We start from the raw sequence: 25,661 nt of genomic DNA, 5'->3' as shown, positions 1-25,661 counted from the left end.
TTTTTCTCCGTCTGGTTGTTTTTCTTCACTTTTAATTTTTCAAGTTTGTCTTGTTCAAATACAAGTTGTACGTCATGCGTTTGCTTGTAATTTCTTGATGCCATCTCAATAAATACTTTTGTATTTAGTTTTTTTGATAAATCATCTACATCAAATTCTACTACTCTTGTATCGTTTTCTTTATCTTCACTCACTACTTTTGCATCAACAAATGCACCATCTTTTTCCGTTTGGAAATTTTTAATTAATGAGCTACTCTTGAGTGTTACAATCGCTTTTTTCTTACCATTTTCTACTTTCAATACTCCTGGATTTACCATGTAAGTATTCATTTTAGATTCTTCATCTGTTTTATCTTTTAACACTTTAAATGGAATGCTGTACGCACCATCTTTAATTGTGTTAGAATTTGGTTGTTGATCTGAGTCAGGCTTTTGGTCGGGCTTCTGACTTGGATCCGGATTTTCATTTGGATCTGGCTTATTAGCTGGGTCCTCTTTTTCATCTGGTTTTTCTACATGAATTGGTGTAATGCTATTTTGGTCGAATGAAATACGAATATCATAGTAATGATGATAATTAAAAGCATCAATATCAACTTTTACTTTTGCATTTAATATTTTTTCTAAATCTTCTACATCAAATTCTACTACTCTTGTATCGTTTTCTTTATCTTCACTCACTACATTTACATCAACGAATTGGCTACCTTTTTCTGTTTCAAACTTCGTAATCCATGAACTATGTGTTAACGTAAAGGATACTTTCTTTTTCCCATCCTTCACTTTCAAAGTCCCCGGGCTTACAGAATATTGATTCATCATTGATTCTTCATCTGATTTATCTTTAAGAACTTTAAAGCCAATTGAATATTCACCGTCAGCTAATTTTGTAGCTGCTTGAACTGCAAGTGGTTGTAGCGTTGATACGAATGTAAAAATCGTTAGAAACATTGCAACAACAATTTTCAAATACCTGTTCAATAGAATGACTCTCCTTTTTAAAATTTTATTTACTTAACTTCACTTTACGAACTAAGAAAACACCTGAGATAAGAACTAACGCTGCAAATAATCCAATGCGTGCATCATCACCTGTTTTTGGGTTATCTGTATTTTCAGCCTTGCTACTCTCATTTGTTCCTTTATTTACATCTTTGTTTGTTTCTTTACTCTCTTCTTTCTTTTGCTCTTCTTTTACTTGTCCATCTTTTTTAGTTTGATCATCAGTTTTTGTTACACCAGCTGCATTGTTATCGCCGCCTACAGCTTTTACGTTTGCATCAAATGCAAAACGAATTGTGTAATGATGGTCGTAGTTTGCACTTGGTACAACAACATGAATTTTTACTCCTAACGGTTTAGATAAATCATCAACTTTAAATTCAACCGTTCTTTTATCTGCTGCTTCGTCCTTGCTAATTACTTTTGAATCAACGAAATTACCATTCTCTGGTGCTTTAAACTCTGTAATCCAAGCACTATGATTCATTGGAACTTGTACTCTCATCTCACCATTTTTTACAATTAACTTAGCCGGTTTTTCAAAATAATCATTTGCCATTGAAGCCGAATCATCTTCCGCCTTTTTGATAACGTAGTTAATATCGTAAGTACCGTCAGCTAATTTTGCTGAAGCTTGTCCAGATGGTATTACGAGAAAAGCTAGCATACATACTAACGTTATAATAAATGCGGGTAACACTGAAAACTTTCTCATTTTGCTTACTTCCTCCTTGTGTATCTTTCGTTTTATAATTTGAAAATGATAATTATTCTCAATTTATAAGAAAAAATAATCTCTTCTACCTTTATTTAATTGTCATTACTTTATGTAATATAAGTATTGTTGATTATCATTCTCATTTGAGGTCAAAAAATATAATATCCCTCAATATTCCCTATAAAAAGCACTATAAAATAATTTAACTACTTTATTGATTATCATTCTCAACAGACTACAAAAAAATAAACTACCTATTCTATTGTTCTATCACCTCTTCTTCCAAAAATGATATAGTCATAGAAAACCTCTTCCCTTGCTCCCGTCACTTCCCTTCCAACATTTCCACAACTAAGTCAATCTTAGCCTACTGTTAAATTTTTTGTCAACTATATTACGTATAAAATTTTTAATATCTAAATTTCCCTATATGTAATTTTCCCTACAAAAAAGAGACTTTCTTTCATAGAAAGCCTCTTTTCTCTATTTTTCTACAGCAATTCCTTGCTTTTGAAACTTAGAAACTATATAACCAATTCCTATACCGATCATACCTGGAACTAACCAGCCAATCCCTACACTATATAATGGAATCTTATCTAAAATAGGTGCTAATGCTGCAATTTGCAGATTCGCATTGTGCAATCCATCAAAGAAGCTAATTGCAAATGCCCCTACAATACCGCCTACATACATTGCTAATGGAAGACGAACGTAATTTTCAACAAGTGATAATACGATAAGTACGATACCAATTGGATAAATTGCAATTAGAATTGGTAATGCTAATGCGTTTAACTGAGTTAAACCAAGATTTGCTACCATAAATGCTAATACACAGAAAACAAAAACGACTTTTTGATAAGAAAGCTTTGGTAATAACGAAGAGAAATATTCCCCACAAGCTGCAACAATACCTACAGAAGTTGTTAAACACGCTGCTGTAATTGCGATACCTAGTAATAATGTTCCGTAACTACCAAATAAATGATTCACGACGTTTGTTAAAATAATTCCTCCGTTTGCTCCCATTCCAAGTGAAACACTAGAAGCTCCAAGGTAAGCAAGTGCTAAGTAAACTAATAGTAAACCAAGTGCTGCAATAAATCCTGCAAAGATTGTTACTTTCGCAATACTGTTCTTATTTGTAATACCTTTTGCTTTTAAAGCATTAATGACAACATTTCCGAAAACAAGTGCTGCAAGTCCATCTAAAGTTAAATATCCATCAATAAAACCTTTAAAGAGTGGCGCACTATATGCTTCTGTCGGTGCACCAAACTCTCCCATTGGCGTCATAATTGCTTTCGCTACAATAATTGCAATAACAGCTAATAAAATTGGAGTTAACACTTTACCGATGCGCCCCACTAATTTCGATGGGTTTAATGCTAAATAGAAAGTTACTGCAAAGAAAATAAATGTAAAGATAACAAGTGAATAGGATTGACCAGCTATCTCACTTGGTAAAAACGGTGCAACACTCATCTCATAAGCAACTGTTCCTGTACGTGGCACACTTACAAACACACCTAAACATAAATAAATTGCAGTGATAAAAACAAGTGCAAATATAGGATGTACGCGCCCTGCTAGCTCATTAATATCTCCCTTTAGAGCTATAACAATTACTCCTAATAAAGGCAATCCAACGCCTGTTACGATAAAACCAAACAATGCGATCCATACATCAGTTCCAGCACCTTGTCCTAACGCTGGTGGAAAAATCATATTACCTGCACCAAAAAATAGTGCAAATAACATTAAACTTATTGCGAACATCTCAGAAAACTTTAAAGATGATTTCATTTCTACTAACCTCCTAAAATATTAATTAACAAAATATTCTGAATTAAAATCCGTCACATGTCCTCTTTCAAGCATACTTCCCCGTAAAAGAACGCAAAAAACACCCGTCCCTAACAAAGGGACGAGTGTTGAAATCGTGGTTCCACCCTTATTCTAATAAAATGAATTTATAACAAAATAAGCTCATTTTATAGCTCGTGTAAATTGATAACGGTTTTATCCGCCAAGAATTACAATGCATCATGCAGTTCACTCTTGAAGTTTAGAGGTGGTAAGCTTGTCTTTTCGTATTAGGAAGCTCACAGCCTAAGGCTTCCCTCTCTGAGAATCGTAGAAAACAACTCATGTCCTCATCATTACTTTTATAAAATATCTTGTCGAAACTTGTTGTTTTTTATTATATGGGCTATTTTTTAAAAAATCAATAGTTTTATTTTTTCTGACAAAAAAATATAGGGAGAAAATTTCCCCTCCCTATAACTGTCCTATTAAAGTGTCTAATTCCTCTGGTGTAATGCTCCGCCATTTTCCTACTTCAAGCTCATTTAGCTCTATATTCATAATGCGCACTCGCTTTAGCTTTATTACAGTAAACCCGAAAGCGCGGCTCATTCTACGAATTTGTCTATTCATTCCTTGCGTTAAGACGATGCGAAATGTTGACTGATCGACTCTCGTCACTTTACATGGCTTCGTCATTCCATCTTTAATCTTTACACCGCTGGACATCTCATCAATAAACCAATCTGTAAAAGGTTTATCGACTGTGACAACATATTCTTTCTCGTGCTCATGATCACCATGTAAAATTTGATTTGCAATCGTACCGTCGTTCGTTAATAAAATAAGTCCTTCCGATGCTTTATCTAATCGTCCAACTGGAAAGATTCTCTCTGGATAATTGATATAATCAATAATGTTATCTTCAATATGATCAGCTGCTGTACAAGTGATTCCGACTGGTTTATGAAAGGCGATATACACTTTTTCTTTCTCTTCTTTTGCAATAACCTGCCCATCAATCGTTATAACATCACCATCGCTCACGATTGCACCGTGCGTACATATTTCAGCGTTAATAGCCACGCGTCCCGCTTTAATAAGGCGGTCTGTTTCACGTCTTGAGCAGGACTTTGCTTCGCTTATGTATTGGTTGATTTTCATGTTTTATTCCTTTTCATATATATTAAAAGCGTCAATTTTTACGTTAATCAAATTCAGATACATAATCTGCTTCACGTAAAAACTCGTGCCAAGCTTCTTCTTTTTCTATTTTCTTTTTTAGGATACCTGGATATATTTCTTCATTAAAACTTTTTGCATTTTCCTCATGCTTATCTATTATATTTTTAGTGGCAATATCTCCATATTTTTGTAATGTATTAATTTTCATTATTAATGTATTTGAATACTCTATCTTAGATTCATTTTCCATACATTTCTCTGCTTCTGTTTCCATTTGTTGATTTAATTCTTTTATAGCTAGTTCCTGAATATTTAATAATTCATTATTAGAAGAAGCATTCCCTATATAATCATTAATCAATTTTATATCTATTAATTCTACAATCTTTGTATACTGTGCTAAAAAATTTAAATTTTTTCTTTTTCGTGAATGAATAATTAATTTCAATACTGTTTCAAAATCCTCAATACTGTTTATCCAATTTTGAATAACAATCCTTTTCTTATATACTTCCTCGATGTTATCCCATATGAAAAATAACTCTTCTATATCTTTAATACTATGGCCATTATAAAGATCCCCTATTTTCTTAGAAGATAAATAATATTTTTTCACTTCACTCCTGAAAGCAGGTATAAAAGATTTCACTTTAGACTCTTCTATTAAAAGGATTTTGCTAATCTCTTTACCATTCAAATAATTACTTAAAGTATCATTAATTTTAAGTATTAATTTAATATCTATCTTACCAATAAAAACTGGATTAATATCTGTTCTTTTTAGATATACGCACAGTATAGATAACAGTCTTGCATATTCATCTAAATGATAAGTTACAATAGTTTCTTTATTCATACCAAACTGTAATACTTGTATCATGTTCTGATGCTGGGTTTCACTCATCTTATCAATGCTATACTCAATACTAGAAAAGACCTTCTCCGCAGAGTATAGATTTAAAAACTGCTCAAATTCTTTACTTAATACATTCGTGTCACATGTTTTTAACCTTTCCATAAAAGATGATAAACTTCTCTCACTTTCAGGTATATCATACATAAAATATCTTCTAAAATAATCTTTAGAACATACTCTCTTTTTATTTTCTGTTAATTTCAATTTACTTTCATGTTTTATATCATGAGAGTCTGGTATCAAATTAGGAAATATGTTTACTAATAACGATTCATACATACTATAATTCTTCTTAATATACTCAATTAATTTATCATCGTTAGTATTTTTTTCTAAAAAAACATTCGGTTTCAACTTTATTTTTTTATATAAATTAGGTGCGCCAACTTTAACAAGCAATAGATACAACAAATCATCCACATTCGTTTTATCTTTTAACAAAGGCAACATAAATTTCACCGTATTTAAGTATCGATTTATATTCCGAGGCGTAAATTCAAGCTTTTGCAAATCAATTAAACGCTCGGTACTCACAAATTCCATACTTAAAAATCTTGATTCCGATAATAAATTATTCTCTATTAATATTTTCTTTACACCATTCCAAAGCATTTCATTCATACTATAGACATCTGTTTCTGGTATGTATAAAGGAATTTGAATAAACTTTTCTAAGTAGTCTCTTCCAATTTTTTTCGCATCAACATTTTCATCTTTTCCATGTAATTCAGCCAAAGCAGCTGCTACAATTTCTTCATCCAACGCTACAATATAAGTTATATTTGGAAAATCACAAATCAACCTTACTAATCTAAATAGCATTTGAATCTCTTCTTTATTTAACCTGTCAATGTCATCAATAAATACAATAATTCTCTGTGGCGAGTTTCTTAGGGATTTCTCCACCTCATCTTTTAAATCTTTTATATTTTTAGATTTTGCATCAAATGCTTCTTCAATGAGACTGTACGTTTCTTTAAAATTAACTGTTATACCCGGTATTCGTAAACTTACTGAAGAAAAAGCTTTTGAGTACTTGATTATATTTTTTTCAATTTGAGGATCAAACCCTCGTATTTTTTTATTTCATTTAATAACTGCTCTAAAAATTCCACAACTATCTCATGATTGTCTTTCCCAAAATACCATGGTTTAAATTCAAAAATTAAATATTCATTCTTTTTATCACTATCATTTTCAATAGTTTTTTTTATCATTTTAAAGATAGAGGTTTTTCCAGTCCCCCACTTACCATAAAATCCAATTGTTAAATTTTCTTCTTTCATTTTATACAGATTACTAACAACATGGTTAACAAATTTTTCTCTATTTAATTTATCATCTCTATTATTAACTGGATTATCAGAATAAAAATATGGTTCACTACTATTGTTTCGTGTTTCTAATTTCTGGCCCTTTTGTTTTTTTATACCCTTCCCAAAGGCACAGACACCAAGAATAAGCAAACTAATAAATGAATAATAAAAAGCTATATCAAATAAGATTGATAATAGATTTCCTTGAAAGTCCATTTGATAAAACGGTGGAGTTAAATAATTAAACCCTATTCCAAACCAAAACATCATTTGTACTAAATAACGCTTGGGAAAATATTCATATTCTCTGCAATACAAACCTTTACGTTCCAAGTTAATATTTATATAACTTACAAAACATAATACAAATGTAAAACTTGCTATAAGAAATACTTTCATCATATTATTTTCAATTAAACTGTTCAAAGTAGATAGATTCATTCTACAAACAGATAATATAAAATAGATAAATATACTCCCTATACCTACTCCAAAAAATTTCTTTATATCCATCTCTTCCGCTTCCTCTTCTTAATTCTCTCTCTTACAACGACTACTGTTCTTTCCAACTAAAACAGCGTCATTCACCATTAGGGAATGACGCTATTAATAACTTTTCACTTCGCAAAAACAACTAAATAAATAACCCCAATCACCAAAAATATTCCACAACAAGCTAACAATACTTTTGCAAGTTTGTCCATAAACATATAATGGTTTCCCCTTTGTTTCGTTGTTTTCTATTTTAATTCGACAACTGTTACGCCTAGGCCTCCCTCGCCCATGTCACCGTAGCGATAGTTTTTCACGCCGCGATGTTTCTTCAAGTAATCTTGTACACCTTGGCGAAGTGCTCCTGTTCCTTTACCGTGAATAATTGATACGCGAGGATAGCTTGCAAGTTGTGCATCGTCTAAATATTTTTCAACGCGCATCATTGCATCTTCATAACGTTCACCGCGAAGATCAAGCTCTAACGAAACGTGATAATCTCTACCCTTCACACTTGCGACTGCTTTTTTCTCAGTTTGCTTCGGTGTATTAATGTATTCCATATTGGATTCTTTCACTTTCATCTTCAGAATACCAATTTGTACGCTCCACTCTGTATCACTTACCTTTTCAAGCAATTGACCTTTTTGGCCGAACGTTAATACTTTTACTTCATCGCCTGCGCGTAATTGTTGTTTTGGCGCTGTGTTTTTCACGTTTACTTTTTGTTTCTTCACAAGCTCTGGCGCCGCACCTTCTAGACGGCTCTTCGCTTCAATAAGCTCATGGTCTTTCACGTTTACAAGCTGTGCTTTACGCAATTGACGAAGTTCTTGAATAATGCCTTCTGCTTCTTTCTTTGCAGCTTCGACTTTTTCTTCCCCTTCTTTTTGCGCTTTTAATAATTTTTCATCGCGCTCATCATTAAATTCAATAATTTGACGCTGTAATTCGCGATGCAGTTTTTCAGATTGCTTGCGAAGTGCTTCTGCTTCGTTCCAGTCACGCTCTGCATTCTTCTGACTTTCTTCTAACTTCGCAATCATATTTTCAATTTTGTTTGTATCTGTACTAATGTAGTTACGAGCTTGATCAATCACGCGATCAGATAGTCCAAGGCGCTTTGAAATTTCAAAGGCATTACTACGTCCTGGTACACCGATTAATAATTTATACGTTGGGCTTAATGTGTTCACGTCGAACTCAACGCTTGCATTAATAACTTTCTCACGGTTATATCCGTATGCTTTTAATTCTGGGTAATGCGTCGTAGCAACAACGCGAGCACCACGATTACATACTTCATCTAAAATTGAGATTGCTAATGCAGCCCCTTCTTGCGGGTCTGTTCCAGCACCTAATTCATCGAATAAAACTAAGCTTTCAAAATCAGCTTTTTCTAAAATATCAACAATGTTCACCATATGTGAGGAGAACGTACTTAAACTTTGTTCAATCGATTGCTCATCACCGATATCGGCAAAGATATTTTTAAATACACAAATCTCTGACTCATCCATTACTGGAATGTGAAGGCCAGATTGCGCCATTAATACACAAATACCAACTGTTTTCAGCGTAACTGTTTTACCACCTGTATTCGGTCCTGTAATAACAATTGTCGTGAAATCTTTGCCTAACATAATGTTATTTGGCACAATAATTTCTGGATCAATAAGCGGATGACGTGCTTGTCTTAAATCCATATAACGCTCGTTATTTACGATTGGTTTCGTTGCTTTTATACGCTTCGCATAAAAAGCTTTCGCAAAAATAAAGTCAAGATTCGCAACTACTTCTACGTTAGATAAAACGATATCCGCTTCTACTGCCACTTCTTCTGTTAACATCAATAAGATGCGTTCGATTTCTTGTTTTTCTTTCACTCGTGCTTCTTGAAGCGCGTTATTTAACTCTACAATGACTTGTGGTTCAATAAATAACGTTTGTCCAGAAGCTGATTGATCGTGAACAATACCGCCATATACACCGCGGTATTCTTGTTTTACTGGGATTACGTAACGTTCGTTACGAATCGTTACAATCGCGTCAGACAGCATCTTTTGCGCGTTGGAAGAACGCGTCATGTTTTCTAATTTTTCACGAATACGGCTTTCCGCAGTACGAATTTGAGTGCGAATACCACGCAATTTATCACTTGCGCTATCGACTACTTCACCGCCGTCACCGATACAATTTGTAATTTTCTTTTCTAAATCATATAAAGATACAATTTGAGCAACATGAGTTTCTAAAATTGGAAGCTCGACACCATTATCAACCATATCTTCGATGAAACGTTTCATATTACGACTACCATACATCGTATTTGCGATATCAAGTAGTTCATTTGGGCTTAACATACTTCCGATTTTTGCACGCTTCACATTTGAGCGAACATCAGTAATACCACCTAATGGCGCACTCCCTTTTAAACGAATGACTTTCGCCGCTTCATCCGTTGTATCTTGCAGTTCTACAATTTCTTCAAAATCAGTGCTGGGCACTAAATTCTTCACTTTGTCACGACCAAGTGAAGAGGCTGTATGTTCAAGTAATTGTTCTTTTACTTTATTGTATTCTAATACACGCAACGTTCTTTCTAACATGTTGCAGGTCCCCCTTGTGTTACTTATTACGTTTAATATAGTCTAATAAACGTTCAATATCCCACGTGTTAATCACGTTATCTTTTTGAATCCAACCTTTACGTGCTGCCGCTACACCTGTTTCCATATCTTCTAACATTTCAAGTGTATGAGCATCCGTATTAATCGCTACTTTTACACCAGCATCTTGTGCTTGTTTTAATAATTTCGCGCTTAAATCTAGGCGGTTCGGATTCGCATTTAATTCTAATACTGTATTTGTTTCTTTTGCGAGCTCAATTAATAAATCTGTATCTACATCGTAACCCTCGCGGCGCCCAAGAAGGCGTCCTGTCGGATGGGCAATCATTGTAACATGTTTATTCTCAAGTGCAGTACGAAGGCGTTTCATAATCGTTTCACGGTCTTGTGAGAAGCTAGAGTGAATCGCTCCAATAACATAATCTAGTTCTGCTAATACTTCGTCATCAAAATCAAGCGAGGCATCTGGTAAAATATCCATTTCAATTCCGCGTAAAATTGTAATGTCTGGATACTTTTCATTCATGCGCTCAATTTCTTTCGCTTGTTCACGAAGACGCTCTTTCGTTAAACCATTCGCTACTTTTAAGTATTGTGAATGGTCGGTAATTGCCATGAATTTATAACCACGAGCACGACATGCCTGTACCATTTCCTCAATTGAAAAGGCACCGTCACTCCATGTTGTATGCATATGTAAATCACCTTGTATGTCAGAGAACTGAATTAAGTTCGGATACTCTTTAATTAATTCAATTTCCTTTCCATCTTCACGTACTTCTGGCGGAATAAACGGAAGACCGAAATGAGCAAAGAACTCCTCTTCTGTTTCAAATGTTTTTACTTCACCTGTTTCCAGATTCTCTACACCGTACTCACTAATTTTCTCACCTTTATCTTTGGCGATTTGGCGCATTTTTACGTTATGGTCTTTTGATCCTGTGAAATGGTGAAGAGTTGTAATAAACTCTTCGGGTTTTACTAAGCGGAAATCGATTGAAATATCGTATTCATATTGAAGACGCACAGAGACTTTCGTATCTCCACTTGCAATCACTTCAATCATATTATCAAACTGTAATAAATGTTCACGTACTACTGCTGGCTCCGTCGTTGCAATAATGAAATCTAAATCTTTCACTGTCTCACGAACACGGCGTAAGCTACCAGCGCGAGAGAAACGAATCACTTCAGCAATATTCGACAATTTCTCCTCTATTTCCCCGGCAATAGGCAATACCATCGCAATTGGTAAACGCTCTGGACGAGATCCTACTTGATCAATTGCTTCTAATATTTTCTCTTCTGTTTTCTTACCGAAACCTGCTAAAGCTTGTACTTTATTTTCCTCACAAACCGCTTTTAGTGATTCCATATCAACAACACCAAGTTCTTTGTATAACTTAGCTACCTTCTTACCACCAAGGCCCGGAAGTTTTAATAACGGTAATAAACTGCTTGGTACTTCTTTTTCAAGTTCCTGTAATACTTCAGATGTTCCCGATTCTATATATTCTTGAATAACTGCTGCCGTTCCTTTTCCGATGCCTGGAATCTTTGTGAAATCTTCAATTTCAGAAAGACTACGATCATCACTTTCTAGTGCCGCTGCCGCCTTACGGAATGCAGATATTTTAAATGGATTCGCGCCCTTTAGTTCCATAAAAAGCCCGATTGTCTCTAATAATTTGATAACTTGTTTTTTATTTACTTTCATCATTGCCCCGCCTTTCTTTCATAGAAAAAAACTCCTCTTTCCGAAAAAAGAGAAGTTACACTCTGCTACCTGTCTGCCATAGCTCCTTCACCTTTTCAGAAAGAATCGGTGTATCGTCTACAATTATTTTGCTAATTGATGATTTTTGTAATGGTGTTTGTATTTGTTCAATCGGAAGAATGTTTCCAACGATTATTAAAACAAACAAAATAATATACACTTCTAAAAATCCGAGGATTGCCCCCGCAAACGCGTTTACTTGCTTTAAAACCGGTATTTCTGCAAACATATTTAGCAAATTACCAAGTAATGAAAGTGCAATTTTTGTAATAATAAATAGTACGATAAACGCAATTGCTTGATAGAATACTGTCTCAATATTATTTGCATCAATCCATTCTGGAACAGATACGTTTTTATCAAATGGATACGGAATAAATTTCGCAAGTGCTGGCGCTAAATCTTTACAGTACCAGTATGCAACAAGGTATGCGATAATAAAGCTTGTTAACTTTACAAGTTGCAGAATAAACCCTCTGCGTAAGCCGAGGAAAAATCCCATAACAAGCAGTAAAATGATAATAATATCAATCATGTTATTCCATTCCTTTTTTTGTCATACTTTCTTTCAATTTCTCATGTTCTTCTTTTAATTTTATGTAATCGTGTATGACGTTTACCGCCGTCAATACCGCTAGTCTACTCGTATCAAGCGAAGGATTCTTGGCATTGAGTTCGCGCATTTTATCATCCACAATCGCTGCTACCATGCGGATATGACTTGTACTTTCATCGCCAACAACTGAATACTGTTGGCCATATATTTCTACATTAATTCGACTTTTATTTCCCTTTTGTTGTGACAACTCACCGGCCTCCAATCACGTACAGAATCCTAAAGTTTATCATACCATGAACCTTCATAATATGGAAACAGAAAGAACAATCCGATATGATAAAAATAACAATATAAAAAAGGGGCGACCATTTTGTCAAATTCTATCGTAATACAAACAAGTTCTACAGTAATTGAAAACATGAAACAACAATATAAACAAGCGCTTAGCCCAAAAATTCCGCAAGGCGGTATCTTCATGGCAAAGGTGCCATCTTGCACGATTACAGCGTATAAATCAGGCAAAGTGATGTTCCAAGGTGGACGTGCTGAAGCAGAAGCTGCTCGTTGGCAAACTGTCTCTCAAACACCGAAAACAGCTGTAAAAAAATCTGTCGATTCACACCGTTATGCTCCGCCATCTTCCATCGGTACAATGTCTATTTTAGGATCCGATGAAGTAGGTACTGGTGATTTCTTTGGACCGATGACAGTAGTTGCTGTATATGTGGATGCAAAGCAAATTCCACTTTTAAAAGAACTTGGTGTAAAAGACTCCAAAAACTTAAATGATGATCAAATTACTGCCATTGCAAAACAACTTCTTCACGTTGTTCCTTATAGCTCTCTCGTTCTTCATAATGAAAAATATAACGAGCTATTTGATAAAGGAAACAACCAAGGCAAACTAAAGGCTTTACTACACAATAAAGCCATCACAAATTTATTAGCAAAAATCGCACCTACAAAACCTGAAGGCATCTTAATCGACCAATTCACACAACCTGATACATACTATAAATATTTAGCTAAACAAAAGCTGGTTCAGCGTGAAAATGTTTACTTCGCTACAAAAGGCGAAAGTGTCCATTTAGCGGTAGCCGCCGCTTCCATTTTAGCTCGTTACTCATTCGTAAAACAGTTTGACGAACTAAGCAAAAAAGCTGGTATGCCACTTCCAAAAGGTGCTGGTAAACAAGTTGATATTGCCGCTGCTAAATTAATTCAAAAGATCGGTAAAGAAAGATTACCTGAGTTTGTGAAAATGCATTTTGCTAATACGGAGAAGGCGTTTCGCTTATTGAAATAGTATCGACAAAAACAGGAGCCTACAAACTCCTGTTTTTTGTTTCACCCTACTATTGTCCTTATAGTTTTGTTACAATTATAATATATAGATTATTCTAACATAGGAGGAGATTCCCATTGCTAATTCTACAAATGATTCTAAATATTTTACTAGGTGATCCACATGAAAGACAATTCGAAATTAGGGAAAATATTCAATTACTCAGTGAGCAGCAGGAGTTTCAAAACTTGATCGAAAAATATGGTAGATCATCCCTATTAAACTTACGAATTCGAAAGTTTATCGGGAAGCACGATGCCCGCTTGTTAATACACAATCCAGCAAAACTACAACACTTCTGTGAGGAACTCGAATTTATGATTAGAAAAAGTAGGTATTTCATATGAACGCTGTAAAAGTGAAAAAGTTATTATATCTTTTCGTACACCTCGTGGGCCCACTTTCTTACCTCACTATTTCTACCATTTGGGGAGCTTTTTTCACTACTAAATCCACATTCGAAAATATATCTGATAATCTTTGTGTGATGGCCATCTATTACGTGCTCATCAGCTTACTGTGGTTTTTCTATTTAGATCGATTAGACAAAGATGTAGATAAAATTACAAAAGAGATTAATGATAACAAGATGTAATACATATAAAAAGGGAGAGCCGCCAAGACTCTCCCTTTTTATGTTAGCTTCGTTTCTGCTTCTTATTTGATGAAGATACTTTATGAGAACCTGTTTCATGTGTCGTCGTTCCTTGTCCTTCTACTTCTGGAGAACCTAGGCTTGATCTTGAATGATCTTTTTTCACTTTTTTACTCATTTATATTCACCCCTTCGCGTTACTTTTTGCTACGAGGTAATAAACTATTCAAAATAAAAAGCGAGAGGAAACTCTCTCGCTTTTTTCATATTTTAGAATTCAGAAGAACCTGGAGTTCTTGGGAATGGAATTACGTCACGGATGTTAGCCATGCCAGTGATGTACATTAGGAAGCGCTCGAAACCTAGACCGAATCCAGCGTGTTTTGTACCGCCGTATTTTCTAAGTTCTAAGTACCACCAGTAGTCCTCTTCGTTCATGCCTAGTTCTTTAATTCTGTCTACTAAAACGTCCATTCTTTCTTCACGTTGGCTACCGCCGATTAATTCGCCGATGCCAGGAACTAGAAGGTCAGTAGCAGCTACTGTTTTCCCATCTTCGTTCATACGCATGTAGAATGCTTTAATATCTTTCGGATAGTCAGTTACGAATACAGGGCGTTTGAAGATTTCTTCTGATAAGTATCTTTCGTGCTCTGTTTGTAAGTCAATACCCCATTCTACTGGATATTTGAAGTCAGCACCTGATTCTTGAAGTACTTTAATTGCTTCTGTATACGTGATACGACCGAAGTCAGAGTTAATCACGTTGTTCATGCGCTCTAGAACTGTTTTATCAACGAAGCTGTTGAAGAAGTCCATTTCTTCTGGTGCATGCTCTAATACATATTTCATTGCATATTTCAGCATATCTTCTGTAAGATCCATTACATCGCCTAATTCAGCGAATGCAATCTCAGGCTCAACCATCCAGAACTCAGCTGCGTGGCGAGTTGTGTTTGAGTTTTCCGCACGGAATGTAGGTCCAAATGTGTAAACATCACGGAATGCTAATGCATAAGCTTCAGCGTTCAGCTGTCCACTTACTGTTAAGTTTGTTTCTTTACCGAAGAAGTCTTTTGATTCATCAACTTTTCCTTCTTCACCTTTTGGTACGTTGTTTAAATCTTGCGTTGTTACGCGGAACATTTCGCCTGCACCTTCTGTATCACTACCAGTGATAATCGGTGTGTGAACATGTACAAATCCACGCTCTTGGAAGAACTGGTGAATCGCAAATGCTGCGATAGAACGTACACGGAACGTTGCAGAGAATGCATTTGTTCTTGGACGTAAGTGAGCGATTGTACGTAAGTATTCAAACGTATGACGCTTCTTTTGAAGTGGGTAATCAGAGTCTGATAAGCCCTCGATATCAATTTTTTCTGCTTTAATTTCAAATGGTTGCTTCGCTCCAGGCGTTGCAATTACTTTACCTTCTACTTTAACTGAAGAGCTAAGTGGAAGTTTTGCAATTTCTTTGAAGTTCTCTAATTCTGTATCGAAAACGATTTGAACGCCTTTGAAGAAGCTACCGTCGTTTAATTCGATGAAACCAAATGCTTTTGAATCACGTAAGTTACGAATCCACCCTGATACTTGTACTGTTTGATCTGCATACTTTTCTGTATCTCTATACAGACTTTTTACTAATGTGTTTTCCATAGTGAAATTCTCCTTTGCTGATATATTTAAATACAAAAAAACCTTTCATCCATAAAGGGACGAAAGGTTAAACTTCGCGGTACCACCCAATTTGTCATAAAGACCAACTTTAACTCGTATGTAATACATACTTCCCGGTTTGTAACAGGCCGGATTCCCGTCTAAGTCTACTCTTGAATGCAATCTTCAATTTCGGTTAGCAACTCCAAGGTGTTCTTCACATATACCGCCTCATCAGGCTCTCACCGTCCCTGACTCGCTTTGGATTATAGTATATACTACTTTTCCTTATCATCGTCTTTCATTTTGTTAAACTAAAATTAATGTACTACATTCGAGAGAAAGATGCAAGATGCCTTGATGTATATCGGCGATTTTTATAATATATCGAATTACCGATAACAGTCGACAACCGCTCCAATAAAAAAATTGCCGGAATTAAATCCGGCAATTTTTAATTACTTACGTAACTCCGCACCAAATTTCTCTTCTACCGCTGTTAATACACGGTTATGTGCTTCTGTTACTTCTTCATCTGTTAATGTACGTTCTGCATCGAAGTAGTTCATAGAGAATGCAAGTGATTTCTTGCCTTCTTCCATTTTCTCACCTTCGTATAAGTCGAATAGTGTTACGTCTTTCAGAAGTTCTCCGCCAGCTTCAGCAATTACTTGCTTCATTTCACCAGCTTTTGTTTCTGTTGTTACGACAACAGCCATATCACGTGTCATAGATGGGAAACGTGGAATTGCTGAGTAGTAAGTTTCCTCTGCGTCTGCACCGAATACTTTTACAAGAGATAGTTCGAATACGAATGTATTTTTCACATCTATTTGTTTTTCTGTTTCTGGGTGCAATTGACCGATGAATCCGATTACTTCGCCATCTAATACGATGTCAGCTGTACGACCTGGGTGCATACCTTCACGTTTTGCTGGTGCATATGTGATTTGGTTAGCAACGCCTAGTACGTCGAATAATCCTTCTAGCACACCTTTCACAACGAAGAAATCTACAACTTTCTTCTCACCTTGCCATGCATGGTGAAGAGCAAGACCTGTCATAACACCTGCAAGATGTTGTTCTTCTTTCGGAAGTTCTCCTGCTTCTGTTGGTAAGAAGACAGAACCTACTTCGTATAAAGCAACGCTATCGTTTTTACGTGCAACATTGTATGAAACTGCTTCTAACAATTGTGGCACTAAGCTTAAACGAAGTTGGCTACGCTCTTCGCTCATTGGAAGTGCAAGATTTACAGGAGCTTTTTCGTTTGGCTCAACCATATATTGTTTCGCTTTGTCAGCGCTTGTTAATGAATACGTGATTGCTTCATATAAACCAGCGCCTTCTAAGAAGCGGCGTACTTTACGACGTTTCGTTTGTGCTGATGTTAATTTACCACGTGTCATCGTTCCAAAAGGTAATGTAACTGGAATGTGATCATAACCGTACAGACGACCTACTTCTTCTACTAAGTCTTCTGAAATTGTAATGTCAGGACGACGCGCTGGAACATTTACATGGAATGTTCCTTCTACTTCTGTGAATGGGAATTTTAAGTTTGTGAACATTGTACCCATTTCACTTGCAGAAATATCTGTACCTAATACACGGTTGACTTTCTCAGCTGTAACAGATACTGTACGCTCTTCTACTTGTAAGTTATCAGCTTCTACTACACCTTCAAGTGCTTCACCGCCAGCGTATTTTACCATTAAAGCAGCTGCATGTTGAATCGCTTCAAATGTGCGTGTTGGGTCGATTCCTTTTTCGAAACGTGCACTTGATTCACTACGAAGACCTAAGTCTTTTGATGTACGGCGCACAGTTTGTCCTGCAAAGTATGCAGACTCGATTAGAACGTTTACTGTATCGCGATCAACTTCAGAATCAGCTCCGCCCATTACACCAGCAACAGCTAAAGCTTTTGTTCCGTTTGTTATTACAAGGTGGTGGCTTTGTAATGTACGTTCTTGATCATCTAACGTTTCAATTTTTTCGCCTTCTTTTGCAAGACGAACAACGATTTCTTTTGAACCTAATTTATCGTAATCAAATGCATGTAACGGTTGACCGTATTCCATTAAAATGTAGTTTGTAATATCAACTACATTGCTAATTGGACGAATGCCAGCTGCCATAAGACGAGTTTGCATCCACATTGGTGATGGACCAATCTTTACGTTCTTAACCATTTTTGCAATGTACAATGGGTTTTCTTCTTTCGCTTCTACACTTACAGAAATGTAATCAGAAGTTTTTTCTGCTGTTTCTTGTAAGTCGATAGCTGGAAGTTTCACTTCACGGCCGTAAATAGCAGCTACTTCATATGCAACACCTAACATATTTAAGCAATCTGCACGGTTTGGTGTTAAACCAAGCTCAAGTACTTCATCGTGTAAGTTTAAAATTTCAAGTGCATCTGCACCAACTTCAGCGTCACTTGGGAAGATGAAAATACCATCTGCGTATTCTTTTGAAACTAACTTTCCATCAATGCCAAGCTCTTGAAGAGCGCAAACCATACCGTGAGAAGCTTCACCGCGTAGTTTTGCTTTTTTAATTTTGAAGTTACCAGGAAGTACAGCGCCAACTTTTGCAACTGGTACTTTTAAACCTTTTGCAATGTTAGCAGCACCACAAATAATTTGTACTGGTTCTTCTTCACCGATATCGATTAAGCATTTGCTTAATTTATCAGCTTCTGGGTGTTTTTCACATTCTAATACGTGACCAACTACAACACCTTTTACACCTTTATTTAATACTTCAACGCCTTCTACTTCAATACCACTTTTCGTGATTTTGTCTGCTAGTTCTTGTGCCGTTACATCTTTAATATCTACATACTCTTGTAACCAACGATATGATACGAACATACTTATCCTCTCCTTCCCTTACGCTCGTTTGAATTGTTGTAAAAAACGTACATCATTTGTATAGAAATGACGAATGTCATCTACGCCGTATTTCAACATTGCGATACGCTCTGCGCCCATACCGAATGCGAAACCTTGATATTCTTTTGAATCATAACCAGCCATTTCAAGTACGTTCGGATGAACCATACCTGCGCCTAAAATTTCGATCCAGCCAGTTCCTTTACAAGTGCCGCAACCTTTGCCGTGACACATCATACAAGAAATATCCATCTCTACAGATGGCTCTGTGAACGGGAAGAAACTTGGACGAAGACGGATTTCACGATCTTCACCGAACATCTTTTTCACGAATACTTGCAGTGTACCTTTTAAGTCACTCATGCGAATGTTTTTATCAATTACAAGACCTTCAATTTGCATGAACTGGTGTGAATGTGTCGCATCATCGTCATCGCGGCGATACACTTTACCAGGACAAATAATTTTGATTGGGCCTTTTTCTTTATTATTTTCCATTGTACGTGCTTGCACAGAAGATGTATGTGTACGTAGTAACGTTTCTTCTGTAATGTAGAATGTATCTTGCATATCACGTGCTGGGTGATCTTTCGGTAAGTTTAGTGCCTCGAAGTTGTAGTAGTCTTTTTCTACTTCTGTTCCTTCAGCTACTTCATAACCCATACCGATGAATACATCTTCAATTTGTTCAACAACAGCTGTTAACGGATGGTGACACCCTGTTTCAACAGGACGACCTGGCAGTGTAACATCAATTGTTTCAGTAGCTAATTTCGCTTCAATTACTGCTTTTTCTAAGTTACCAATTTTGTCATCTAGACGCGTTTGAATCGCTTCACGTACTTCATTTACTAATGCTCCCATACGTGGACGCTCTTCTGCTGATAATTTTCCCATGCCGCGTAATACTTCTGTAATTGGGCCTTTTTTTCCTAAATACGCTACGCGTACGTCGTTTAAGCCCTTTAGCTCTTTCGCTTCTTCAATAAGCTCTAACGCTTTTTGCTTTAGCTCTTTTAAACGTGCTTCCATTTGGAACCCTCCTAATTTTAAAAATAAAAAAACCTCGCTCCCAAAAAGGGACGAGGTAAATTCGCGGTACCACCCTAAATTGACAGAACAAGTCTGCCCACTCATTAGTTATAACGATCAATTCTGACCGGAACGCCTTTACATATAAATGGTCCTGGCGTCAACTCCAGAGGTGAATTCACTTCCGTCTACCATAAGAATGCTTTCAGTCTACGGCACTCTCTCCCTATATGGCGATTTTGTAAGCTACTCTTCTCTATCAACGTTTTTCGTTATTTAACTTTTATTGTATGTTCATTTCAAACATATACTTCAACTTATTATAAGAAGTTTTTTATTTGTTCGCAACTGGGCTTTGTAAATAATACGTTAAAATCCCTGCTGCAACCGCAACATTTAATGATTCTGCCCCGCCGTAAATTGGAATATACAAGTTTTGATCCGTTTTCGCAAGAATTTCTTGGCGTACGCCGCTTCCTTCATTTCCTACAATTAATGCAAAACTTCCTGTCGGTGTTACTTCACCAAATGGAACTCCATTTTCAAGAGCTGTTCCATATACAGGGACGTTATTTTCTTTTAACTTGTCTACCCACTCTTCTAAGTTCCCTTTTACAATCGGTAAGTGAAAAATAGAACCTTGTGTAGAGCGTAGTACTTTACTATTATAAACATCAACGCACCCTTCTCCAAGCACAACGGCATGAATACCAGCTGCATCAGCTGTACGAATAATCGTTCCCAAATTACCTGGGTCTTGAAGGCCGTCTAATAAAAGAAATTTCCCATCAGTAAGAGCTACTTCTTTCTCATGTTTCTCACAAACAGCAAATACGCCTTGCGTTGTTTCTGTTTCGCGAAGTACTTTTACAATTGCTTCAGGCACGATATACATTTCAACATCATTAACTGTCCAATCTTTCGGAAGATCTGTCTGATCTGAAACGATAAGTTCTGTTACAACTCCCGCCTTTAACGCTTCCTCTACTAAATGGAATCCTTCTACAAAAAATAAACCTTTTTTATCGCGCTCTTTTTTCGTCTGCAGCTTTTTCCACTGCTTCACACGCGGGTTTTGTACTGAATCAATGTTTTTCATAATATGTATTTCCCTCTCTTCTTGTCTTATCATTATAGCCTATTTTTCATACATATTTACATAAAAAAGAACAAAAACTAACGTCAGTTTCAATTCTGAAGAAGAGGTGAAGATAATGAGTTTTAATTTACGTGGCGCTGTATTAGCGAATGTATCTGGAAATTCACAAGACCAATTACAAGAAACGATTGTCGATGCAATTCAAAGTGGTGAAGAAAAAATGCTTCCAGGTCTTGGCGTTTTATTTGAAGTCATTTGGAAAAATGCTGATGAAAATGAAAAACACGAAATGTTAGGAACACTGGAGCAAGGATTAAAAAAATAATCAATAAAAAGTCACCTTAGAAAAAACTAAGGTGATTTTTTTATGCCTGTAAAATTTTTCTTTTCCTAAACATTTCTACTTTACTAACGCTGATTGATGGAGTACAATGTTCAAAATACATTTAAACCGATCGATTTTCTTTATAGACACCATTGGATAAAAGGAGTGAATGTTTTATGCACCGTATTACGCTTGAACAAGTTTTTAAACATCACATTACACAAAAATATGTAAACCGTTCTGGAATGGTCCACGCGATTGCTGTCGCTTACCATGCGTTTCACCTAGCTAAAAAGCATCACGCCTCAGTCGATGCTGCGACAAAGGCTGGTTTCCTTCATGATATCGGACACCATACATGGTACACAGGCGGCGAATGGGACTATGACTTGTATAAAAAGAATGATATACACGCAATTAAAGGAGCAGAAAGAGCTCATAAGTTGCTTATTAGATTAGGAGAACATCCGAAACTAGCAAAAGAAATTTCTGTTGCAATTCTTCTGCACACCGATTCTTTCCTACTAGAACAAACGCTTGAAAGAACACCTCTACAAAACGTTATTAAGTGGGCGGATGAAGCCGATGAAGAACCGGGCGGGGCACATCATTATAGAACGATTTCTTATGAAAAAGCATTGAAAGCAATTCAACAATTAGACCGATTGGTAGAGCGTGAATTGCAAATAGAGCAATCGAAATCGAATTACAAGGCAGAACGTATTTACCAATGAGAAAGAGGCATCACTACAGAGTGATACCTCTTTTATTATTTTCCCCTAAAAAATACACGGAATATTTCAAATTTTAATCTTGTATGTAATATTTAAACGTAACATTCCAAATTCAAATCAACTATAATTTTATATACAAATATAAAGAGGTGATTTGAACATATGCAACCCGCTACACAAATTCCACACGAACAGAACAACTCAATGCCATGGTTACAATTTCTTGGAGTTTTATTCATTATCTTCCCATGTCTCTCATTAATAAATATACTCCTTACACTTTTACCTATTGAGTTATATGGATACATTAACCCAGATACAAATAAATTTTTGCTTGATTCTATAGAAAATGTAAGTTATGAATTAGTTGCCTTACTTTTACTAATCGTATTTATCACGAAATATAAACCACTAAAAGAACTAGTATTACCTATATTTGATTTTCGAGTTTTAAAATCTTTTCAGATGTACATCTATGTTCTCATTTATTATGTACTCACTCTGTTTGTAGATATGTTTGTGTTAGATACATTATTCCCTTCATCCGTACAAGAACAGTCTGATGCATTGCAACTTTCAACACTAGAGCACTATCCACTTCTCTTACTTCTAGCTGGTGGGATTTTTGCACCTATTTTTGAAGAGCTTGTATGCAGAGGTATTCTTCTTCGTTTTTTCGAAGAGAAGTTTACCTTTTGGCCAGCTGTAATTCTCTCAAGTTTAATTTTCGGTATTGCTCATACGTACTCTGTGGGAATTATGGTTAGCGCATTTATGACGGGAATATTTGCTTGTTTATTGTACAAACAAACTAAATCTGTTATTCCAGCTATACTATTACATATTTTGACTAATATAATCGCCTTTTCAACGTAAAAAAGAGGTATCATCACGATACCTTTTTCACTCTTTTATAACAACTTCAAACGCTTCTCCCGTCACAATATCCAAAATAAACCTCATGTAGTAAAATATTACCTAATTAATATAAAGGAGTTTATATTAATTAAGTATTATTTGGATGCTTTTTATGCCGCTTCTCATGTTGTGCGGAATTGCTGGTGGTATTTTTTTAGTGGTAACCGGAATTATTCATCGTAAATTCCTTGCTATTTTAATGAGGATTATTTGCTGCTCATTCGTTATAATGCCTTTTATTTTGAACAAAGGTATAAACGGAGAGGATATTCTTCATATTCCAGCGGTTCTATATTGGGTGCTTTTCTCTCTAGCTGGTTTATTAGCAGGGATTAATGGAGCACGTTCAAAAATTAAAAGTATACGTAATATGGGATTCATTATTTTCTCGGTAGGACTGTTCGCAGCTATTTGTTATCAGCTCATGTCTATGCCTGATTCATATTTCATTCGTTAAGGAGTTGTTACACATGGAAGCTACCGGATTGTTAGTTTGGGTTATCTTAGGCCCTATTTTGATGCTATGTGAAGTCATCGTTGGCATTTTTTTAATTGCTGCCGGAATTAAATATCGCAAATTACTTACCATTATAGCTGGATTGATTAGCGTATTATTTATCGTTGTTCCTATCATTTGTATAGGAATCGGAATAGATTTAGAGCAGAAACTGCTAATTTCAGGAACTTTATATTGGAGCTTCTTCCCTTTAGCCGGACTATTAGCTATTATAAGCGGGAGACAATTCACACATATCCGTTCTATGGGGATAATTTTGTTTATAACAGGATTATGCTCTTTGACTGCTTATCATCTTTTATATTTAACTACATAAAAACATAAAAAAGCAGGGAAATTAATTCCCTGCTTTTCTATTTGGTTTATTGCCTGATGGTAAGAAGAACGATAATACCCAAGCAACGCCTGCTAATATCGTTGCAATTAAGAAGGCATCGTTAATACCGTTAATTGCAGATAACTTTGAAATTTGTCCGAATAATAGTTGCGTGCTCATCGCATCTCCTGCTTGAGCTGATCCAGCTAATGCCGCTAAGCTTTGGCCCATACCGTGCACTTTATCAACTAAAATTGGGTTTGACGTTGTTAACATATTGCCGTAATCCGCTACGTGAGCAGTTGTTTGTTGCGTCATAAGTGTAATTAAAATCGCTGTCCCAATTGAACCAGCTACTTGTCTTGACGTATTTTGCGTTGCTGTACCGTGAGAAATTAATTTCATCGGTAACGCGTTCATACCAGCTGTCATAATTGGCATCATAATGAATGACATACCAATTGAACGTATAATATAATCCGTCATAATAACACTATACGGTGTATCCATCGATAACGTCGTAAATTTATATGTTGCAAATGTTGTAATAGCTAATCCGACAATTGCTAACGGACGAATACCATACTTATCAAATAGTTTACCTGCAACTGGTCCCATAATCCCCATAATTAATGATCCCGGAAGGAGTAGTAGACCAGATTCCATCGGCGTAAACCCGCGAATATTTTGCAGATATACTGGAAGTAATAACATACCTCCGAATAATGCCATCGTTACGATTGCGTTAATTAATAATGTGAAAGTGAACGTTGGATATTTAAACACTTGTAAATCAAGCATTTTATTGTCCGTTGTTAACTCTCTCCAAATAAATACTGCTAAACCAATAACACCGATGATAAGTGTTATAACAACTTCTGCACTAGTCCAGCCATTATTTCCAGCTTCACTAAATCCGTATAATAAGCTTCCTAGTCCAATACTTGAACTTATAACACCAAATACATCTAACTTTGTTTTAGACACCGGCTGTGCTAGTGTGAAGAATTTTAAAGATAAGAACGTAATAATTAAACCGATCACAAACATACCGTAGAACATTAAGTTCCAGCTATAATTTTCAATCACCCAACCTGTTATAGTTGGTCCAATAGCTGGCGCTAAAATCATTGCTACCCCTAGTAATCCCATCGCTGCTCCGCGCTTATGAGGCGGGAATAATGTCATGAAGATATTCATACCAACCGGCATTAAAATACCTGCACCGACCGCTTGAATAATGCGGCCCGTCATCATCATTGTAAAGTTACCTGATGTAGCACAAATGATAGATCCTACCGTAAAAAATAACATTGCCGCTACGAATAATTTACGATACGTAAATCGTGAAACTAAAAAGGCACTAATCGGTACTAAAATTCCGTTTACAAGCATGAAGCCTGTAATTAACCATTGGGCCGTTGAAGTTGATACGTTAAATTCGTTCATTAATGGAGGCAATGCAACATTAATGATTGTTTGGTTTAAAATAGAAACGAACATACCAAGAATTAATACAGCTACAACTGCCTTTACATTCACATTCTCTACCGGCAATTGTCTCTTCAGCATTTCTTTTTCCTGCTTTACTTGCTCTTGCTTCCCTGTTTCTAATTCCACTACGTTAGAATCTTCTATTTCTTGTTTTTGTTCAACTTCTGTTTCTGCTTTAGTTACCTCTATTTTACTTACGGCTGGGACTTGTTCTTCTCCCATATTCGTTTTTTTCTTTCGTAAAAGACGATTTACAAGGAAGAAGACGATTATACAAAATAGTGCATATCCTACAATTGCAATTGAGGACATCTCATC

23 protein-coding genes, 1 pseudogene and 3 other annotated features are annotated in these 25,661 nt (G+C 35.9%); of the genes and pseudogenes, 8 read left to right on the top strand and 16 right to left on the bottom strand.

Annotated elements, in window-relative coordinates; genetic code table 11:
- The 10 genes and pseudogenes from CDB3_RS27900 to zapA form a co-directional block, all read right to left on the bottom strand.
- A pseudogene (locus tag CDB3_RS27900) lies at positions 1-983 on the bottom strand (NEAT domain-containing protein); the annotation flags it as partial.
- A gap of 25 nt (positions 984-1,008) precedes the next feature.
- Complete coding sequence (isdC, locus tag CDB3_RS27895; protein ID WP_128856697.1) at positions 1,009-1,719, bottom strand: heme uptake protein IsdC; 711 nt, start codon at positions 1,717-1,719, stop codon at positions 1,009-1,011.
- A 486-nt stretch (positions 1,720-2,205) separates the two neighbouring features.
- A complete protein-coding gene (gene brnQ6, locus CDB3_RS27890; protein ID WP_128856696.1) occupies positions 2,206-3,531 on the bottom strand; it encodes a branched-chain amino acid transport system II carrier protein BrnQ6 in 1,326 nt (441 codons plus the stop codon).
- 114 nt (positions 3,532-3,645) lie between these two features.
- Positions 3,646-3,897: a binding site (T-box leader), on the bottom strand.
- A gap of 108 nt (positions 3,898-4,005) precedes the next feature.
- Positions 4,006-4,695, bottom strand: coding sequence for a 23S rRNA pseudouridine(2604) synthase RluF (locus CDB3_RS27885; RefSeq protein ID WP_128856695.1), 690 nt, complete (start codon positions 4,693-4,695; stop codon positions 4,006-4,008).
- Between the two features lie 43 nt (positions 4,696-4,738).
- On the bottom strand, positions 4,739-6,538 hold the full coding sequence (locus tag CDB3_RS27880) for a P-loop NTPase fold protein (RefSeq protein ID WP_372708561.1): 1,800 nt from the start codon (positions 6,536-6,538) through the stop codon (positions 4,739-4,741).
- 134 nt (positions 6,539-6,672) lie between these two features.
- Positions 6,673-7,461 (bottom strand): P-loop NTPase fold protein, encoded by a 789-nt coding sequence (locus tag CDB3_RS32630; protein WP_256869949.1) that lies wholly within the window; start codon positions 7,459-7,461, stop codon positions 6,673-6,675.
- Between the two features lie 227 nt (positions 7,462-7,688).
- Positions 7,689-10,049: an endonuclease MutS2 gene (locus CDB3_RS27875; protein ID WP_128856694.1), complete on the bottom strand. Its 2,361-nt coding sequence runs from the start codon at positions 10,047-10,049 to the stop codon at positions 7,689-7,691.
- A gap of 19 nt (positions 10,050-10,068) precedes the next feature.
- A complete protein-coding gene (polX, locus tag CDB3_RS27870) occupies positions 10,069-11,787 on the bottom strand; it encodes a DNA polymerase/3'-5' exonuclease PolX (RefSeq protein ID WP_128856701.1) in 1,719 nt (572 codons plus the stop codon).
- A gap of 55 nt (positions 11,788-11,842) precedes the next feature.
- Positions 11,843-12,382, bottom strand: a complete 540-nt coding sequence (locus CDB3_RS27865; RefSeq protein WP_000565405.1) for a CvpA family protein — start codon at positions 12,380-12,382, stop codon at positions 11,843-11,845.
- A 1-nt stretch (position 12,383) separates the two neighbouring features.
- Positions 12,384-12,653 (bottom strand): cell division protein ZapA, encoded by a 270-nt coding sequence (gene zapA / locus CDB3_RS27860; protein WP_000082703.1) that lies wholly within the window; start codon positions 12,651-12,653, stop codon positions 12,384-12,386.
- 123 nt (positions 12,654-12,776) lie between these two features.
- Here zapA and rnhC point away from each other — a divergent pair, with 123 nt between their 5' ends.
- The 3 genes from rnhC to CDB3_RS27845 all read left to right on the top strand — a co-directional run bounded on the left by rnhC (position 12,777) and on the right by CDB3_RS27845 (position 14,346).
- Entirely contained in the window at positions 12,777-13,712 is a 936-nt protein-coding gene (gene rnhC, locus CDB3_RS27855) for a ribonuclease HIII (protein ID WP_128856693.1), read from the top strand.
- A 116-nt stretch (positions 13,713-13,828) separates the two neighbouring features.
- Entirely contained in the window at positions 13,829-14,098 is a 270-nt protein-coding gene (locus tag CDB3_RS27850) for a hypothetical protein (RefSeq protein WP_128856692.1), read from the top strand.
- Complete coding sequence (locus CDB3_RS27845) at positions 14,095-14,346, top strand: hypothetical protein (protein ID WP_128856691.1); 252 nt, start codon at positions 14,095-14,097, stop codon at positions 14,344-14,346. The genes CDB3_RS27850 and CDB3_RS27845 overlap by 4 nt, the downstream gene beginning before the upstream one ends.
- A gap of 43 nt (positions 14,347-14,389) precedes the next feature.
- On the opposite strand, the gene CDB3_RS27840 is transcribed toward CDB3_RS27845, so the two are convergent.
- From CDB3_RS27840 to CDB3_RS27820, 5 genes are all read right to left on the bottom strand, one after another.
- Positions 14,390-14,524: a YuzL family protein gene (locus CDB3_RS27840; RefSeq protein WP_000039594.1), complete on the bottom strand. Its 135-nt coding sequence runs from the start codon at positions 14,522-14,524 to the stop codon at positions 14,390-14,392.
- A 92-nt stretch (positions 14,525-14,616) separates the two neighbouring features.
- Positions 14,617-16,008, bottom strand: coding sequence for an asparagine--tRNA ligase (gene asnS / locus CDB3_RS27835; RefSeq protein ID WP_128856690.1), 1,392 nt, complete (start codon positions 16,006-16,008; stop codon positions 14,617-14,619).
- A gap of 52 nt (positions 16,009-16,060) precedes the next feature.
- Positions 16,061-16,312 (bottom strand) — a binding site (T-box leader).
- A 154-nt stretch (positions 16,313-16,466) separates the two neighbouring features.
- Positions 16,467-18,887: a phenylalanine--tRNA ligase subunit beta gene (pheT, locus tag CDB3_RS27830; RefSeq protein ID WP_128856689.1), complete on the bottom strand. Its 2,421-nt coding sequence runs from the start codon at positions 18,885-18,887 to the stop codon at positions 16,467-16,469.
- Positions 18,888-18,905: 18 nt separating this feature from the next.
- Positions 18,906-19,940, bottom strand: coding sequence for a phenylalanine--tRNA ligase subunit alpha (pheS, locus tag CDB3_RS27825; RefSeq protein WP_000388217.1), 1,035 nt, complete (start codon positions 19,938-19,940; stop codon positions 18,906-18,908).
- Between the two features lie 43 nt (positions 19,941-19,983).
- Positions 19,984-20,212, bottom strand: a binding site (T-box leader).
- A gap of 62 nt (positions 20,213-20,274) precedes the next feature.
- Entirely contained in the window at positions 20,275-21,072 is a 798-nt protein-coding gene (locus tag CDB3_RS27820; RefSeq protein WP_128856688.1) for a TrmH family RNA methyltransferase, read from the bottom strand.
- Between the two features lie 82 nt (positions 21,073-21,154).
- Here CDB3_RS27820 and sspI point away from each other — a divergent pair, with 82 nt between their 5' ends.
- The 5 genes from sspI to CDB3_RS27795 all read left to right on the top strand — a co-directional run bounded on the left by sspI (position 21,155) and on the right by CDB3_RS27795 (position 23,849).
- Positions 21,155-21,364: a small acid-soluble spore protein SspI gene (sspI, locus tag CDB3_RS27815; RefSeq protein ID WP_000009511.1), complete on the top strand. Its 210-nt coding sequence runs from the start codon at positions 21,155-21,157 to the stop codon at positions 21,362-21,364.
- A 176-nt stretch (positions 21,365-21,540) separates the two neighbouring features.
- Positions 21,541-22,098 (top strand): HD domain-containing protein, encoded by a 558-nt coding sequence (locus tag CDB3_RS27810; protein ID WP_128856687.1) that lies wholly within the window; start codon positions 21,541-21,543, stop codon positions 22,096-22,098.
- A 162-nt stretch (positions 22,099-22,260) separates the two neighbouring features.
- Positions 22,261-22,974, top strand: coding sequence for a CPBP family intramembrane glutamic endopeptidase (locus CDB3_RS27805; protein ID WP_128856686.1), 714 nt, complete (start codon positions 22,261-22,263; stop codon positions 22,972-22,974).
- 154 nt (positions 22,975-23,128) lie between these two features.
- Positions 23,129-23,473 carry an ammonia permease gene (locus CDB3_RS27800; RefSeq protein WP_128856685.1) on the top strand — a complete coding sequence of 115 codons (345 nt, stop codon included), beginning with the start codon at positions 23,129-23,131 and terminating at the stop codon, positions 23,471-23,473.
- A 13-nt stretch (positions 23,474-23,486) separates the two neighbouring features.
- Positions 23,487-23,849 carry an ammonia permease gene (locus CDB3_RS27795; RefSeq protein ID WP_128856684.1) on the top strand — a complete coding sequence of 121 codons (363 nt, stop codon included), beginning with the start codon at positions 23,487-23,489 and terminating at the stop codon, positions 23,847-23,849.
- A gap of 21 nt (positions 23,850-23,870) precedes the next feature.
- Here the strand turns inward: CDB3_RS27795 and CDB3_RS27790 are convergent, their stop codons facing one another.
- Positions 23,871-25,655, bottom strand: coding sequence for a DHA2 family efflux MFS transporter permease subunit (locus CDB3_RS27790; protein WP_128856683.1), 1,785 nt, complete (start codon positions 25,653-25,655; stop codon positions 23,871-23,873).
- Positions 25,656-25,661: the final 6 nt, after the last annotated feature.

Source organism: Bacillus sp. CDB3 (genome assembly GCF_002081505.1).
Taxonomy (GTDB): domain Bacteria; phylum Bacillota; class Bacilli; order Bacillales; family Bacillaceae_G; genus Bacillus_A; species Bacillus_A cereus_AT.
Note: the sequence above shows the minus strand (reverse complement) of the source record. Positions and strands in the feature narration are given on the sequence as shown.

What these genes read in the sequence shown, in the direction of transcription:
- isdC (WP_128856697.1), bottom strand. Translation starts at nt 1,719, where the DNA reads ATGAGAAAGTTTTCAGTGTTACCCGCATTTATTATAACGTTAGTATGT.
- brnQ6 (WP_128856696.1), bottom strand. Translation starts at nt 3,531, where the DNA reads ATGAAATCATCTTTAAAGTTTTCTGAGATGTTCGCAATAAGTTTAATG.
- CDB3_RS27885 (WP_128856695.1), bottom strand. Translation starts at nt 4,695, where the DNA reads ATGAAAATCAACCAATACATAAGCGAAGCAAAGTCCTGCTCAAGACGT.
- CDB3_RS32630 (WP_256869949.1), bottom strand. Translation starts at nt 7,461, where the DNA reads ATGGATATAAAGAAATTTTTTGGAGTAGGTATAGGGAGTATATTTATC.
- CDB3_RS27875 (WP_128856694.1), bottom strand. Translation starts at nt 10,049, where the DNA reads ATGTTAGAAAGAACGTTGCGTGTATTAGAATACAATAAAGTAAAAGAA.
- polX (WP_128856701.1), bottom strand. Translation starts at nt 11,787, where the DNA reads ATGAAAGTAAATAAAAAACAAGTTATCAAATTATTAGAGACAATCGGG.
- CDB3_RS27865 (WP_000565405.1), bottom strand. Translation starts at nt 12,382, where the DNA reads ATGATTGATATTATTATCATTTTACTGCTTGTTATGGGATTTTTCCTC.
- CDB3_RS27845 (WP_128856691.1), top strand. Translation starts at nt 14,095, where the DNA reads ATGAACGCTGTAAAAGTGAAAAAGTTATTATATCTTTTCGTACACCTC.
- CDB3_RS27840 (WP_000039594.1), bottom strand. Translation starts at nt 14,524, where the DNA reads ATGAGTAAAAAAGTGAAAAAAGATCATTCAAGATCAAGCCTAGGTTCT.
- asnS (WP_128856690.1), bottom strand. Translation starts at nt 16,008, where the DNA reads ATGGAAAACACATTAGTAAAAAGTCTGTATAGAGATACAGAAAAGTAT.
- pheT (WP_128856689.1), bottom strand. Translation starts at nt 18,887, where the DNA reads ATGTTCGTATCATATCGTTGGTTACAAGAGTATGTAGATATTAAAGAT.
- pheS (WP_000388217.1), bottom strand. Translation starts at nt 19,940, where the DNA reads ATGGAAGCACGTTTAAAAGAGCTAAAGCAAAAAGCGTTAGAGCTTATT.
- CDB3_RS27820 (WP_128856688.1), bottom strand. Translation starts at nt 21,072, where the DNA reads ATGATAAGACAAGAAGAGAGGGAAATACATATTATGAAAAACATTGAT.
- sspI (WP_000009511.1), top strand. Translation starts at nt 21,155, where the DNA reads ATGAGTTTTAATTTACGTGGCGCTGTATTAGCGAATGTATCTGGAAAT.
- CDB3_RS27810 (WP_128856687.1), top strand. Translation starts at nt 21,541, where the DNA reads ATGCACCGTATTACGCTTGAACAAGTTTTTAAACATCACATTACACAA.
- CDB3_RS27805 (WP_128856686.1), top strand. Translation starts at nt 22,261, where the DNA reads ATGCAACCCGCTACACAAATTCCACACGAACAGAACAACTCAATGCCA.
- CDB3_RS27800 (WP_128856685.1), top strand. Translation starts at nt 23,129, where the DNA reads ATGCCGCTTCTCATGTTGTGCGGAATTGCTGGTGGTATTTTTTTAGTG.
- CDB3_RS27795 (WP_128856684.1), top strand. Translation starts at nt 23,487, where the DNA reads ATGGAAGCTACCGGATTGTTAGTTTGGGTTATCTTAGGCCCTATTTTG.
- CDB3_RS27790 (WP_128856683.1), bottom strand. Translation starts at nt 25,655, where the DNA reads ATGTCCTCAATTGCAATTGTAGGATATGCACTATTTTGTATAATCGTC.